Source organism: Lutispora saccharofermentans (assembly GCF_024363565.1).
In the GTDB taxonomy this organism is placed as follows: Bacteria; Bacillota; Clostridia; order Lutisporales; family Lutisporaceae; genus Lutispora; species Lutispora saccharofermentans.
The window spans coordinates 58,636-73,291 of the sequence record NZ_JAJEKE010000005.1 but is presented as its reverse complement, the minus strand read 5'-3'; the positions used below and the strand labels follow the sequence as shown (position 1 = coordinate 73,291).

The 14,656-nt window shown below is 41.4% G+C and carries 11 protein-coding genes; 5 read left to right on the top strand and 6 right to left on the bottom strand.

Annotated elements, in window-relative coordinates; genetic code table 11:
- Window position 1 precedes the first annotated feature (1 nt).
- Window positions 2-1,828 (bottom strand): HlyD family efflux transporter periplasmic adaptor subunit, encoded by a 1,827-nt coding sequence (locus LJD61_RS07655; RefSeq protein WP_255226945.1) that lies wholly within the window; start codon window positions 1,826-1,828, stop codon window positions 2-4.
- Window positions 1,829-1,984: 156 nt separating this feature from the next.
- On the opposite strand from LJD61_RS07655, the gene LJD61_RS07650 reads away from it, so the two are divergent.
- Window positions 1,985-2,668, top strand: a complete 684-nt coding sequence (locus LJD61_RS07650; RefSeq protein WP_255226944.1) for a response regulator transcription factor — start codon at window positions 1,985-1,987, stop codon at window positions 2,666-2,668.
- On the top strand, window positions 2,661-3,905 hold the full coding sequence (locus tag LJD61_RS07645; RefSeq protein WP_255226943.1) for a sensor histidine kinase: 1,245 nt from the start codon (window positions 2,661-2,663) through the stop codon (window positions 3,903-3,905). Before LJD61_RS07650 ends, LJD61_RS07645 begins: the two co-directional genes overlap by 8 nt.
- A 45-nt stretch (window positions 3,906-3,950) precedes the next feature.
- Here LJD61_RS07645 and LJD61_RS07640 read toward each other — a convergent pair whose 3' ends face one another.
- The 4 genes from LJD61_RS07640 to LJD61_RS07625 are packed head-to-tail and all read right to left on the bottom strand — an operon-like array spanning window position 3,951 to window position 8,300.
- Entirely contained in the window at window positions 3,951-5,099 is a 1,149-nt protein-coding gene (locus LJD61_RS07640) for a TolC family protein (RefSeq protein WP_255226942.1), read from the bottom strand.
- Between the two features lie 12 nt (window positions 5,100-5,111).
- Complete coding sequence (locus LJD61_RS07635; RefSeq protein WP_255226941.1) at window positions 5,112-6,317, bottom strand: ABC transporter permease; 1,206 nt, start codon at window positions 6,315-6,317, stop codon at window positions 5,112-5,114.
- Window positions 6,314-7,021 carry an ABC transporter ATP-binding protein gene (locus tag LJD61_RS07630; RefSeq protein ID WP_303740697.1) on the bottom strand — a complete coding sequence of 236 codons (708 nt, stop codon included), beginning with the start codon at window positions 7,019-7,021 and terminating at the stop codon, window positions 6,314-6,316. Before LJD61_RS07630 ends, LJD61_RS07635 begins: the two co-directional genes overlap by 4 nt.
- 1 nt (window position 7,022) lies before the next feature.
- On the bottom strand, window positions 7,023-8,300 hold the full coding sequence (locus LJD61_RS07625; protein ID WP_255226940.1) for an efflux RND transporter periplasmic adaptor subunit: 1,278 nt from the start codon (window positions 8,298-8,300) through the stop codon (window positions 7,023-7,025).
- Window positions 8,301-8,509: 209 nt separating this feature from the next.
- Here LJD61_RS07625 and LJD61_RS07620 point away from each other — a divergent pair, with 209 nt between their 5' ends.
- Both LJD61_RS07620 and LJD61_RS07615 read left to right on the top strand, forming a co-directional pair.
- On the top strand, window positions 8,510-10,033 hold the full coding sequence (locus LJD61_RS07620; protein ID WP_255226939.1) for a tetratricopeptide repeat protein: 1,524 nt from the start codon (window positions 8,510-8,512) through the stop codon (window positions 10,031-10,033).
- Between the two features lie 133 nt (window positions 10,034-10,166).
- The gene (locus tag LJD61_RS07615) at window positions 10,167-10,256 is read left to right on the top strand and encodes a putative holin-like toxin (RefSeq protein ID WP_255226938.1); all 90 of its coding nucleotides are present in this window, start codon (window positions 10,167-10,169) and stop codon (window positions 10,254-10,256) included.
- Between the two features lie 190 nt (window positions 10,257-10,446).
- Here the strand turns inward: LJD61_RS07615 and LJD61_RS07610 are convergent, their stop codons facing one another.
- Window positions 10,447-13,995, bottom strand: coding sequence for an Ig-like domain-containing protein (locus LJD61_RS07610; RefSeq protein WP_255226937.1), 3,549 nt, complete (start codon window positions 13,993-13,995; stop codon window positions 10,447-10,449).
- 360 nt (window positions 13,996-14,355) lie between these two features.
- Between LJD61_RS07610 and LJD61_RS07605 the strand changes: the two genes are divergently transcribed.
- On the top strand, window positions 14,356-14,625 hold the full coding sequence (locus LJD61_RS07605; protein ID WP_255226936.1) for a hypothetical protein: 270 nt from the start codon (window positions 14,356-14,358) through the stop codon (window positions 14,623-14,625).
- Window positions 14,626-14,656 lie beyond the last annotated feature (31 nt).

The window sequence follows — 14,656 nt, the reverse complement described above, 5'->3', positions numbered from 1 at the left end:
ATTACCTTCCTTGCTCCCTGGTTATAGTTACAGGCATTCCTCCCGGCATCCCGCCTCCGGTTCTGTTGTACCTGTTTTGAGAGTTTGCAGAGCCCGAACCGGAGCTTACCTGCGGAAGTATCACTATATCCCCTTCCTTCAAGCCGCTTATGATTTCTATGTATTCATCATTGTTTATGCCCACCTCTACAGTTTTTGGGGCTGCTCCTGCATAGTAGCCACCGGATTGGGGCCTGTTTACGGATCTTGTTTCTGAGCTGTTGTCAGAAGCTTGTTCTTGAGTTCCGCTTTGCTGTCTCACAGGAGCCTGCTGTCCTGAAGACGCTTGCTGGTTTGTCCGGTTCTGCCTGTTGCTTTGAGCGCCAGGCTGAGCCCCTGCTTCATCGCTCTTCACAAAAACTATATTGCTGTTTTCTCTTTTTTGTACAGCTTCAATAGGTACATATAGTGCATTTGTTTTTTCATTGACTATTATTTCTCCATTGGCATTCATGCCTACCTTCAGGCTGCTGTTGCTTTCTGTCAGCTGCACAGTTACCGGATAAGTGGTCACGCCGTTGCTGGAGGTTCCTTCCTGAGCAATTTTGGTCACTATTCCCTTCAAAGGCTTGGCAGAGGTTTCCGGCAGTGCATCTACGGTGACGTTTACGGCTTGATTTGTCTGTATCTTTGCGATATCCAGCTCATCGACGGGTATCTGGAATTCCATCAGATCATAATTGGACACCTTGAAAACTGTCTGGCCTGACTTCACTCCATCTCCCTTTTTAACCTCGCTTATTGACAGTATGCCGCTTATTGTGGAGTAGATTTTGTATTCGGACAGTTTGGCAATTGCGTATTCAAGCTGGCTTTCCATGTCTTCTATATTAAGATTCTTTGTTTCCAATTCTATGGAGAGATCATCATTTGTGATATTTGCCAGTACATCTCCTTTTTTTACATATTGGCCTAGGGCTGCATCGAGGGTTTCAATGAGGCCTCCTGTTTCAGTTTTTACTGCGATGCTGTCCATATAGGAGAGCTTGGCGCTTCCTATGCTTTTTAATGTTTGACCGGAGACAGCGATTTCTGCGCTGGCTATCATGGTATCGTCCAGGTATCCCGGGTTAGCTATGGTAAACTCCACATTATATGGCTGGGCTTCTTCTGTGTCTTCTGCGGTGGAACTTATGAAGGATATGGTCCCCTCAAGCTTGTTCATCTCGCTTAAGGAGCTGTCAAAGCCATATATGACAGCCTTTTGGCCCGGCTGGAGCATACTTTTATAGGCGTTGTTAAAAGGAAGCAGCAGCTTTAGCTTGCTTTTGTCGGTTATTGTGAGCAAGGTGCTGTCTTTGCCTGCATTGTCGCCTTCTTTGAATTTTATATCTGCTATTTGACCCGATATGGGAGCGATGATCTGGCTGCTGTCCAGGGATTTTAATATCTGGTCTCTGGATAGCCGGGCCTGGGCTATGCTGTTTTCCAGCTTCTTTACATTGAGCCTGGCTTCTCCGCTGTCCAGCTCCATGATGAGGCTGCCTGCTTCTATACTGTCTCCGTCCTTAAAGTATATCTGGCTTATGGTGCCTTCTACATTTGACAGAGCGGTGAGGGTGCTGGAGGATGCCAGCGTGCCGGAGCCGCTTATGGACACCTTAAGATCGCCGCGCCTTGCCGCAGCTGTCTGCTGTATGATTTCACCTTTGGTTGAAGCTTTTGATTTAACGTAGTAAAAGCTTATCAATGCCCCTATAGCTAATAAAAGGAATATAAATATGGCTTTTGAATTCAATATTCTTTTCCTTCTGGTTTTTATAATAGTTGCAGTATTTGGTGTGCTCAATTATTTTACCTCCCTAACGATAGATTCGTTGTTTACATTCTAACGGCACAACCTTAAAATTTCCTTAAAATCCATATCTTTTATTTGATTTAAAAAGATTCAACTCTTAATGTATTATTAAGCTTTTTGATTTAAAATAAAGGAAGAGGTGATTTCATGAGATTGTTATTGATAGAGGATGAAATTGCGTTGTCTGACGCCTTAGTCTTCATGCTGAAGAAGAAGGGATACATGGTGGATGCGGCTTATGACGGTATAAGCGGCCAGGAAATGGCGGAGACTGATTCCTATGATCTGCTCATAGTTGACAGAATGCTGCCGTATAAAGAAGGGGTAAGCATTATCAAAGACTTGCGGATGAAGGGGATAAAAACTCCTGTTCTCATATTGACGGCTAAGGATTCTATAAAGGATAGAGTGGAAGGATTGGATGCAGGAGCAGATGATTATTTGCTCAAGCCCTTTTCTACGGAGGAATTGCTGGCCAGGATAAGAGCCTTGTCCAGAAGGCAGAGTGATATTATTGAAGGGGAGAGCATCCGGGTGGGAAAGGCAGTTTTAAGGCCTTTGCACAAGGAGGTAAAGGCAGGAAAGGAGACTATAAGGCTGACTCTTAAGGAAACCCAGCTGCTGGAGCTTTTGCTCAGGAACAGAAATCAGGTCATAACAAGAGAGCAGATAATAAATAGAGTATGGGGCTTTGATTCTGAAGTGGAGATAAACATTGTCGAGATATATATCCATAATCTCCGCAAGAAGCTTCCGCCTGAGCATTGCGGCTTCACTATAGAGACCGTAAGGGGCATAGGCTATTGCATTAAGGAGGGGGAGCATGTTTAGGAGTCTCAGGATCAAGCTGACCCTAATAAATATAATTGTGTTGGGCTTAATACTTACATTTGTGTTTTCAGGCATATATATCCTCATGGCAAGAGGCATGATGGCGGAGACGGAAAGGACCATGAGGCTGATCGCGATGCAGAGCAAAATAGCAGAGAGGGCTCCGGAAGGCCTTCCCAGGAAGCATATTCAAGGCAGCTTTTACGTAAGGAAGGACCGAACAGGAAATATTACAGTAAAGTCTCAAAACATTCCTGTGGATGACGGCGAATTGGACATATTGCTGGAAAAAACAGAAAAGCAGAGCAGGGATGAGGGAGATGTAAAGATAAACAATGAGGCCTATAGATTTTTGAAGTCTTTTTCTCCGGATAAGAAAAGCCTCAGCATAGTATATCTCAATATTCAAAGAGAAAAAGAATTTTTGACCCGGCTCGCAACAATTTTTATAATAATAGGGCTGGGAAGCATGGGACTTGCCTTTTTCGGCAGCTTGTTTCTGGCGGATAAGGCATTGATACCGATAAAGGAAGCCTGGGAGAAGCAGAAGAGCTTTGTGGCCGACGCCTCTCATGAGCTCAGGACGCCGCTTTCCTCGATACGGACAAATCTGGAGGTAGTATTGGATAATACTGAAGAAAGCGTAGAAAGCCAAAGAAAATGGCTGAATAATATATTGTTTGAAAACAAGAGGATGTCAAAGCTGGTCGATGATCTGCTGCTCCTTGCAAGGGCCGATTCCAAGCAGGAGAACATGATCATGATACCTTTCAGCCTGGACAGGGCCATAGCAGAAGCGGTATCGCCACTTGAGCCTATTGCAGCCAAGAAGGGTATCGAGATCGATATGCAGCTGCATGATCAGATAAGCTTAGCAGGCGATGAAAGCCATATAAAGCAGTTGATAGTGATACTTGTCGATAATGCGATCAAATATTCTGCCGCCAACGGATTGGTGGAGGTGGAGCTCAATAACCACAGCAGCTATGCAGAAATATTGGTGAGCGATACAGGAGAAGGCATCAAAGAAGAAGAGAAGGCTAAGATATTCGAAAGGTTTTATAGGGTGGACAAAGCGAGATCAAGGGAGAGCGGAGGTTCCGGCTTAGGACTGTCTATAGCTCAATGGATAGCAAGAGAGCATGGAGGGAGCATCAGCGTTTCCAGCGGCAAAATAAAAGGGAGTGTATTTAAAGTAACGCTTCCCAAAAATCAGAGTAAAAAGCGCAAAAAATAGATAGAGCCATCGGGGACGGTTAATTTCCGATGGCTCAAAAATAAACTATTCTTTTACAACCTTTTTCAAATCGCTGTATATGAGAAGTTCTGCATATTTCATATTCAGGTCCAGCTCCAGCTTTTTAAGCTCGTGTTCCAAAAGCGTGATTTTATCTCCCAGAGCATCGTATTCAAGCTTGGACATCCTTCCTGAGTCATATTTGAGATCATATAATGAACGATTTTCTTTTTCTTCCGCTATTTTTTCTTTGGCATCTTCTATGTCCTCATAGAGATCCTCGATATCCTCAATCATATCATTGAAGCTTTTTTCGAAGCGGTCTATAGCGTTTTCATAGGCTTTATCAGCAACTTCATAGTCTCTTTTTGCTTCTTCATACATTTCTTCCATGTCATTTCTCATCGTATCGGTAAATTTGTCCAGCTCATATTTGTCATAGCGCTCTTTCATCAAACCATATTTATAATCAGTAAGTCTTCTTTGTTCATACTTAGCATTTAAGTCTGTATCTTTTTTTATAATATCCTTTTTTATCTGTGCCAGGTCCAGCTTATCCAGAGGTATTACGGTGTCATCCAGCTTGACTTCTATATCCTTTTCATCCTCTCTGCCCAGGAGGGTATTGAGCTGCCTGTAGGCCAGATCCACTGCTTTTTCTCCATCATCATCAAAGGCTTTAAGCTCATCCTTGATCTTGCGCTTGCTGTCATTATAGTCATTTCTGCTTATGAGGCCGTTCTCATATCTGATTTCAAGAAGCTCCAGCTCATTTTGCTTATTTCTCTTGCCTATATCTGTTTCTGAATAAGCCATCTCTGCTTTTTGCACACCGATGACGATACGTCTGAGATTCAATATTATATCTCTTTTGATGTTTTCTTTGCTTAGGACAGCTGACTGATAGCTGGTATAGGCATTTTCCAGTTTAATCTGAGAGTCAACCTGTTTATCCACAAAGGTTTTGAAATTTCCCGTATATCTGATTTCTTTTGGAGTAACTTTTTCTTGTACGTCATAAGCATCACTGGCTTTATCTATTGTACTATCCATGCCTCTATAATTTGGTGCATTTTCTATTGCCATTTTTGCCGCTTCCTCGAAGCTGTAGCGGAATTTTGGTATCCCTGCATAAACGGCTGTATTGGCAAATATAAGAGCTGCACATAATATACCGCATATAATTTTTTTCATAAATTTCCCTCCTTATTCGTATCTCAATGCTTCTATGGGGTCAAGCTTAGCGGCTTTGTTTGCCGGGTATAATCCAAAGAATATACCTACCGCCGAGGAGAAGGCGACGGCTGTTACAAGTATCATAGGTGATACGGCAGCCTTAACCTTTATCAGGGGACCTACTAAAGTTCCCAATCCTACACCCAGCCCCAATCCTATTGTACCGCCAATAAGGCAAAGTATCAAGGACTCTGTAAGAAATTGGAGAAGTATATCCTTTCTCTTTGCTCCCAAGGCTTTTCTTATGCCTATCTCCCTGGTCCTCTCGGTAACGGAGACCAGCATTATATTCATGACTCCTATTCCGCCGACCAGAAGGGATATGCCTGCGATGGCCCCTATCACGGCAGTGAAGGTACCTAATACATTGTTTATCATGTCAAGCTCCTTGAAGCCTTCCTCTGCGTAGTACACATCCTTGCTTCTATGGGAATTCTCCAGAAGCTTTACTATTTTTTTTGCTGTTTCGCTTAAGTCTGCAGAATTGTCGACTTTTGCAGTCATATATGACAAATTGTAGTCGAATATCCTATCGAGCACAGTGATGGGCATTACGCCTATAGAGGGCGTATAGCCTCCAAACATGCCTGCTACTTCACCTTCATCTGATTTCAACACTCCTATTACGGTTAAGCTTAAGCTTGTATCTTTAAATTTCGTCGATACTTTTTCTCCTACTGCATCAGTCCTTCCAAAGAGCTCTAAAGCTGCTTTTTCATCGATGAGTATGACCTGTCTGCCGCTTTGTATATCTCCGGTAGTCAGAGGGCGTCCGTGCAGGATCTCCGTTCTGGCTATTTTAAAGTAATCTTCTGTAGTGGTCTCAATGCTTATGTCTTTGCTTTTCTTGCCTGCCTTTACTTTATCATAAAACCCGTAGGAGGGGATTATGCCCGTAATTTCCGGCAGTTTGGATTTCAGCATTTCTATATCATCCATGGTAAAATAGTCGCTGTCCCTGACTTCTTCGGCCATGCTGTTGACCCTTACATTTATGGTGCTCTTGCCTATTTCCTCAAATTGCCCTATTATAGCATTCTTGCCGCCCTGCCCTATGGATACTATGGTGATCACCGAGGATATGCCGATGATTATTCCCAGCATGGTGAGAAAGGTGCGCATTTTATTGGATCTCACGCTGTAGAGAGCTGATTTGAAGCTTTCTATAATATTCATATCCTCGTCTCCCTCGTTATGCGGTTCTCCACCGGCTTATCCGATATTATTTCTCCATCTCTGAAGACCACATTTCTCTTGGTGTGAGCTGCTATATCGGCTTCGTGAGTTACCATCACTATGGTCACACCTTCGGCATTGAGGCTCTCAAATATGTCCATGATTTCTATGCTGGATTTGGTATCCAGATTTCCTGTAGGCTCATCGGCCAAAAGGATGGCCGGGCTGTTTACAAGTGCCCTTGCTATTGCCACTCTCTGCTTCTGACCGCCGGAGAGCTCATTAGGCTTATGATGGACCCTTTCACCCAGGCCGACTCTTTCCAATGCTTCCTTGGCTTTCTGCAGCCTTTGGGAGCCAGGTATCCCCGCATAGACCATGGGCAGCTCCACATTCCCCAGGGCGGTGAGGCGCGGCAGCAGGTTAAAGGCCTGAAAGACAAAGCCTATTTTCTTATTTCTTATTTCTGCCAGTTGGGTATCGTTCAGCGTAGATACATCTTCTTCGTCCAATATGTATTTGCCGCTTGTCATCCTGTCAAGGCATCCTATGATGTTCATCAGGGTGGATTTGCCTGAGCCGGAGGCACCCATAATGGCTACATACTCATTTTTATTTACATTCAGATTTACGGATTTCAGGGCTTCTACCTGGATAGAGCCCGTATCATATACTTTCTTAAGGTTTTCTATTTGAATTATCAAGCTACATCCCTCCGATTGTCTTAACTGTCTCTCCATCCTGGAGTCCTGCAGGCGGACTGGTAATGTACTTTTCACCTTCTTTGAGACCGGTAGTTATCTCTATTTCAAAGTCTGTTTCAAGGCCTGTTTCTATGATTCGCTTTTTGGCTATATTGTTTTCGAGAACAAATATATACTTCTTGCCTTCAGCATCGGTTTGCACTGCTTCAAAGTTGACCGCAATACTGTTTTGCTTATCCTGCAGCACTATTTCCGCATCAGCCTCATATCCGGCTTTGATCTGCTCATCCGCATTGCTCAGCGTTATTTCAGCCAAAACCTTCGTTTCCTTGTTGGTTCCTGACATTTCTACGATAGCGGACTCGCCGATTTTAGTCACCTGGCCTTCGTATATTTTGTCCAGGCCTTTTATTTTTATGGTTGCTCTCTGGCCTTCCTTGAGGCTTACAGCATCATATTGGCTTACCTTTAGCTCCACCTTGTACTGGGATTGGTCATAGATGAGAATGCTGCTTCCTGCCGAAGGATATTGATCATTCTTAGCATCTATTTTTACTATGGTACCGCTTATATTTGCTTTGACATTGCTGTCTGTTATATTCTTTTGAAGGCTTTCCAAATCTGCATTGGACATTTCTATTTGCTTTTCCTGCTGATATATTTTATCGTCAAAATCCTTCAGGGAATTTTGGGCGTTATCCAATGCCAATTCCATATTCATCATAGTGGTCTGAAGATCATCCAAGGCGGATTTTGAGCTTTCAAATTCATTCTTGGAGATGAAGCCTGCCTCATAAAGCTTTATGTTTTGCTCATGCTTCCTTTTGGCATCCTCATATTTTGATTTTGTGCTTTGCAGGTTAAGCTCAGCTTGCTTTACCGAATTTTCCATGGTTTTCTTTACGGTGCTGTTATCATCGTCTTTAAGCTTTTCAAGCTCTCGTTTTGCCAGATCCAGGCTTATCCTGCTCTTTTTCAGCTGGCTGTTCAGATCGCTGGCATCAAGCTTTACCAGAAGCTGGCCCTTTTCTACGTCCTGTCCTTCCTTTACCAATACTTCCTGCACCTTTTGCGTTGATGGCAGCATAATTTCTTCCGATTCATTGGCTTTTATATTTCCGGCTATGGATATGGATTGCACCAGGCTCTTTTTAGCCGCATCAGCGGTATTTACGATTTTAACGTCATTTTTTGCGGATAAAGCTGCTCTGGATGCAAAAAAGACAGCTATTATCAGAATAACAGCTATGATTATTACGAGTTTTTTTCTTTTTTTCATTGCACGATTCTCCTTTGGCTATGTGATTCAGCATTTTTAGTCTCATATTTATATACGATTAGATCAGGGAAAGGTTTCAATATTTTCAGGAATATTTTATCCGCGGCAAATTTGTAATATAAACTTAAAACAGGGCTGCTGCCCGGCGATTGAATGTTTGCTTCCGGTGATATAGAATATAATTGGGAGAATAGTATGGAGGTGAGTTTTTGTCAAAATGGAGCTTTGAGAAGGCTGTAATATTTACGTTGATATTGATCTTTCTCATATCTACCACCAATATTTACATTCAGTTTACCGGTATGAATTCAGATCGTAAGGATAATGAAGCCTCTGATATTAATCCGTGGGAAGAGAGCCGCTCCATAATTGCTCTGGTAAATGCAGACAAGCTATACAGTCAGAAGAATTACCGGGAGGCTATAGATGAATATAGTCTCAGGATTCAGGAAACCTACTCATTAAATCAAAATCAGAAGGCCTATGCGTTTTTCATGAGGGGTATGTGCCAATACCTGCTGGGTGATTACAGCGTAGCTCAGGACAGCTTCTCATCTTCGATAAACTATGAACCTAACAGCGCGGTGGCATACAACAATGCGGCAGTGAGTGCCTTTTATGCAAAGGATTACATTTCTGCACTGGAGTATCAGAAAAAGGCAGTGGAGCTCTTGCCGGCGGTAGAATACTTTTATAACCTGGGCAGAATATATGAGGCCCTTGGGGAGTATAGATCAGCAGTGGGAAGCTTTATGTCTGTGGTGAAGGGAGAAGAGAACATAACCCTGGTGGACCCGGTGAGGGTCCACAATAGAGCGGCTAATTTGGAACCCGATCTGAAGGAGAGGGAGGAAATTGCCAAGGGGGTTATAGTGTCTCTCAAGCTGAGGAACTATGAAGAAACGCTGATGATAGAGGATACGGATATGGATATCTTGGATACCGACTTCACGGTTGCGGTCTACGACAGCAGTGAGGGGAAGAGGCTCAGCGTGAAATACGACAGAGAGAAGAGCGATCCCTACCATCTGATTACCAAAGTAGCCTGGAAGGTAGAAAGCGGCAGCAGCGTGCTGTATAGAGGAAGCAAAGACAGCTTTTCAATGGGAGTTTTCGAAAACAATAACTATAAGATCACCTTGACCATAAATTATAAGGGCAGTGAGGAAAAGGAAAGGAAGACCTTTATACAGGTTACGGGAAAAGGATTTAAAGAGGATAAAGGAATTGAGACATTAAAGCCCAATGAGCAGTATAGCAAGATTTATGAAAATGCGGCATATGAGCAGCTTTTTGATAAGAATTTCAGGCTTACTACCAGGGGCTATTATGACAGATTCAATGTTATGTGGACCAAGGACAATATCTACAGCGAGATTATGACGGTGGATTACAGGGACTCAGGAAGCTCTCTGCGCCTTATCAATACTCTGAATAAGGGTGCAGGCATCAGGGCTAATTTGAGCACCTTGCTGGAAGATAAGGATTTGAAGGGCAAAACGGTGAGCATCAAATTCTGGGCCAGAAAGATTACGGCTGAAGAGAACATGAGTGTAAATGTGAGAGTAGGCAAGGTAAGTTACCCCTTCAGGAATTTTGATCTCCAGTATAAGTGGAGGCAGGTAACCATGGAGTTTAAGATACCGAGGGATGCAAACAATTTTACCTTCAGCTTGAGCATTAAGCCGGGACAAGAGATAAAGCTGGACGGATTTGTTATCGTTGTGAAGTAAAATACCCGGTGGGATTTTGCCCACCGGGTATTTAGATGTAGATTCACATTGAGATAAAAAAAGGCATATGGTAAAATATTCTTGAGACCGTTGCGGATGTGGTTTGCCTCCTTTTTACTAAGGAGGTGAGGCTATGATTGAAATATCTGATGCTCTAGATTTAATATTTACATTTGGGATATTAATTATAGCTTTGCTGAGTTTTCATCAAAAGAAAAATTAGCAAAAAGAAAACCACCCTGCAAATGCCCTGCAGGGTTGGTTAAGACATTTAACTAACAAGTTGTGAGGCAACCACATTTGTGGCGGTCTCTCTGTATATTATTATACCAGATTCAAATTATTAATCAATAAAATAAGTAAAAATCAAGAATACCCGGTGGGAAACCCACCGGGTATTTAGATGCTGTATATTATTCAGCAGGGTTGAAGCCCTGTAAGAAGAATAATACTACGCGGTCTCTTACAACATATATGTCGGTTGTGTCTGCAGGTTTTGCGAATTGTACATATCCTGCTGTCATATCTGCTGCTTCTACTTTTTCATTGTTTGCTCCAACATATACTGTGTCGTTAAGCTTCATACCATCGTATGATACTTCTATATTGTCGCCGTTTACAACTACTGTAATGTTGTCTTCAACTATACCTCTGAAGGAGCATTCATAGCTCCCGAATGTCAAGGTGTAAGTTGCACCGCTTAATAGAGCTTTTGCTGCAGGTATGGAGTTTATTACAACTTTCTTAGTTCCTTCTGCTACATTTACTCTGGTGTCTTCTCCGCCTTCTACTTCTTTCAGGTCAAGCACTACATCTTCTCCGTTTGCTATCTTAACTGCATATTTGCCTGCATCCAAGCCAGAGAAGGAGTTGATTTCAATTGTAGTACCGTTTACTACATTTACAGTTACATAGTTGCCGACTTTAACTGCGTTTGTACCATCAAAGGTATATTCAATGTCTGTTTCGCCTTTGTTTCCTGCGAGGTCTTGTGCTGCTGTAGTAACTTTAATAGTGTATACTATTCCTGCTTCAAGATTCTTGGACAAAGCAAGTGTAACAACATTGTCTACAGGAGCAGCTGTTAGGTTGGTGCCTATAGTTTGTTCTTTTCCATTGTTGTCATAGTAAGTTATTGTGTATTTTCCGCCGTAGTTCAAATCTTCATTGTAAGTTACTTTAACTTCATTTCTGTAGGTTGCTTCAACTTTTTCGATATATGGTGCTTCTTCATCTTCAAGATCTGCTACCAATTCAAGGTTCTTTTCATCACCATATTCAACGCCTATACCATGGATGCTCTTTACTGCTGACAAGTCTACTATATATGTCTTGCCAAGTTTAAGCTTGGATGTGCTTGAAAGGATTACTTCGTTTTTAACATCCTTGCCGTCTACTTGAGCATAGCTTGCTGTTAATCCTGCTGCATTTACAGTGTTTTTATCCACTCTGTCGCTGAATATCAGCTTGAAGGATTTTACTGAAGTCTGTTCGCTTCCGTCAAGAGTTATCTTTTCAGGAGCGTAGCTGTCACCGTAGAACTCAAGAACGTTATCTTCACTGTTAACGTCCAGAACGTTTCCTGCAACGTCTTTATAAGTTCCTACAAAAGCTAATGTGTCTTTGTATTCTTTGTCTTCCAATACTTTTGAATCATCAAAGGAGAATTCAAAGGTTGTATTGTCTTCATATGCAACTTTTGCAGTCATTGTTTTGCCTGTTTCTACAGTAAGCTTTAAGTCAGCTATATTAGCCGGAACTTGCATTGGTTCGCTGAATATTACTTTAACAACCTTGTTGTTAAGAGCTTCTATGCTTTCTACTGTAGGAGCTTCGATGTCATTAGCTGTGGATACTCCAACGAATGTTGGTTTAGCATTTACGGCATATCCGGCTAAGTCTACCAAGTCTGTTATAGTAAGCTTATATGATTTGCCGGCTGTTAAGTCGGAACCCATTGTCAAAGTCAATGTCTTTGCGCTGATGGAGTATTCAGCCTTAACAGGTGCTCCCATGTTGCCATCTACGCTGTACTTAGTTATGTCTTCAGCTACAGCTTTGTTGATATCTTTTGTGAATAATACTTTAACTACGTTTTTGTCACTAGCCCATACTTTTGAAACCTGAGCTGCAACTACATTCCTAGGGCTGAATGTTTTTGCTTTTTCTGTTGTCTTTATTTCATTATCATATTCGTCTTTAACGCCTGATACTGTTAATTTGTAAGTTTTAGCTTCAAGATCGGAAACTGTAACTAAAACAGTTCTAAAGTCTTCTTTTTCACCAGGTATCTTTTCTACTTTCACAACTTCAACATCATTGTTGAATGAGTAGTTGTTCACATCCAATGCGGATTCTTCGTCAAGTCTGGTATTGCCTTGCTCTGTAAAGTTAACTTTTACGATGTTCTTTGAAACATAGTCAAAGCTTGCAAATGTTGGGGCAGTTTTGTCTTCGCCTTTGCCTGTGAAGGTCACTTTGCCTTCTTTAACCATTACGTTGCCAACTACTGCTCTGTCAACTACATTGCTGACAACCAGTTCATATCTTACGCTTGTCTTCTGAGGTGCTGTTGTGATTTCAACTGTAGTCTTAGTTGCATCACTCTCAGTTATATCCTTTATAGAAAGGATTTCTAATTCAGCATCTTTACCGGCTTTGATTGTGTAATTAGCTAAATCTACAGCTGATTCTTCAGTTAATAATTCGCTGAATGTAGCAGTTAATCTGGTAAATGTTTTTGTAGAAACTCCTTCAAGCTTTGGTGCTACTTTATCAACTCTGGCAAAGAAGGATTTGCTGGCTGATCTTAATACGGCACCATCAACTGATGCTATGTTCTTTACTTTTATAGTATGGGTTTTGTTAGCTGTGAGGCCTTCAGTAGTAAGAGTTACTTTGTCAACATCAAGCTCTGCTTTAACAACTTTAACATTAGCTATTTCATAGTTTTCAACGTTTGTTGCTGATGCAAAGTCAAGAACTTTGTCAAAAGTTAATTCTACTCTTTCTGTATCTGTGCCTTCTACTTTAGTTAAAGCAGGAGTTCCTGTTACCTTTGCTAAGCCTGCAAAGCTAACTTTTTCTTCGCCTATTTCCAAAGTATATACTTTACCTGCTGTCATAGCTGCTGTTTCAAGTCTTACTGCATCTTCTGCCACTAATGTTGCTGACTTAACTTCCAAGCCTGCTATTTTGTAGTTAGCTTTGTTTTCTGCATAGGATGCGCTGACTTCGCCGTCAAATGTAACTTCAACTGTTGTGTTCCCTATAGCCTTTACAGATTCAACGTTTGCTGTTAATTCTTCATAAAGACCTGCTGCTATAGCTTTTTCTTTGTCAACCTTACCTGCTTCAACTAAAGCATTGATAAGGATCTTGCCATCCTTCATCTGAGCCTTGAAAGCTGATACTGTCAGTTTTGCAAGAGCGTCAATTGTGAAAGGATTTGCATTTGTTGCATTTAAACCGATTGTTCCTGCGAAAGAAATAGTTTCTTCCCAAGCAAAGTCACCGGCTACTTCGGCTGTAGTTTGCTTGTATCCTAATGTTTCAAGCAGTACTTTCACATAGGATTGCTCATCGATGTTTGCAAAAGGCATAAATTTGCCTGTTGTTGGGTCGCCTGCAAAGCCTAATCCAGGATTAGCTTTGAGGTAAGAAAGGACGTTTTTGCCTTCTTCCCATTTGAGATCTTGTGCGTCTGCGAAATTAGCTTCACCTTTGAATGCTAATGCATCTGCATAAAGTCCCTTTAATTTTAAAAGTGATATTGCGGCTGTGAACCTGTCCATTTCTTTGGCTGTGTATTCAGGAGTCACGCCGTTGCCGTCGCCTTCAAGCATGCCAACCGTGGCAAGCGCCTTAGCTTCGGAGCTTATTGCTTCTTCTGCAAATGCTACTGTGATAGTAGAAAACATCATAGCAAATGCAAGGACAAGCGCGATGATTTTTTTGCTCATGTTGTAATTTTCCTCCTCGTGTTTAAAGAATTGTTTTGTCTTATATGACAGTTAACATAATTCTACACACAAAGCTGAATTCCTTCCTGTGTAATTGAACTGTAATAGATTGTAACAAGCTTGTAATGGGCTATTAGTGAAATGAAGGAAACATTATGTAAATATTTTATGTAAACTAAAACTGCAAATTTAGGTATGCCAGGCTGTGAACGAGATTTTTTAGAATCGATGGGAAGATGATCTCTAGACAAAATATTTCTTAAAAAATAAAGTGAAAAGAAGAAGGAAAAGATATATTCCTGAATCTTTTATTGAATTACCTATGATATTTTGTTAATATGTGGTCGAGGGGTGAGTTTCATGGAAGAAAAATTATTGAAACTTTTTCAAGACTTTTATAATGAATTCAAAGATTTTAAGACTGAGATGACAGATTTTAAGAAAAGCACAGAAAGAAGATTGGATAAAATAGATTTTAGGCTTGAAGGCATCGATGATAAAGTATCAGAGGCTTTTGAGGCCATTGAAGCCCATGCTCAGATAAATAAAGAACAGCATAAGGAAATTATGAATGAGCTTAAAGGCGAATTAAATATAGTTCAGCTTGCAGTGAAAAGAGCAGCTAAATAAGTCAAAGTACATAATATAAAAAAAGCGCGGG